General features: G+C 71.6%; 1 protein-coding gene and 1 pseudogene. Both read right to left on the bottom strand.

Translation table 11 applies throughout. The annotated features are described in order from the left end of the window. On the bottom strand, positions 1–230 hold a 230-nt coding region (locus tag IY392_RS17985; RefSeq protein WP_194861970.1), incomplete at its 3' end, for a DUF4244 domain-containing protein. A 66-nt stretch (positions 231–296) separates the two neighbouring features. After that, positions 297–394: pseudogene (locus IY392_RS17990) on the bottom strand (type II secretion system F family protein); the annotation flags it as partial.

The following is a 394-nucleotide window of genomic DNA, read 5'->3' on the forward strand; positions in this document are numbered from 1 at the left end:
GAGGTGTTGAGTGCGCGCTCGATGATCCCGCCCAGGGCGTCGGGTATCGAATCGCCGCTCACGACCATGTACAGCACGGCGCCGAAGGCCGCGGCGGCGATGGTGCCCACGGCGTATTCCACCGTGGACATCCCGGCGTCGGGCGCGGCCGCCACGGCGAACCGACGCGACAGGGCGCCGCGTGCGCGTCGGAGGGTGGAGGTGATCCGGGAGGTGGTGTGGATGGTCATCGTGCGTCTCCTTCTTGGTGACCGGGGCGGCGTGTCCACCCCGGAATCGGTGAGCGGGGCGCCGGTTCACGGCAGGACCCCCGGCAGCATCCCGTCGGCCAGACCCACGACGACGGGCAGGACTCCCAGGCAGACGAACGCCGGGAGGAAGCACAGCCCGAGCG

The organism is Dietzia sp. SYD-A1 (assembly GCF_015356725.1).
Taxonomy (GTDB): domain Bacteria; phylum Actinomycetota; class Actinomycetes; order Mycobacteriales; family Mycobacteriaceae; genus Dietzia.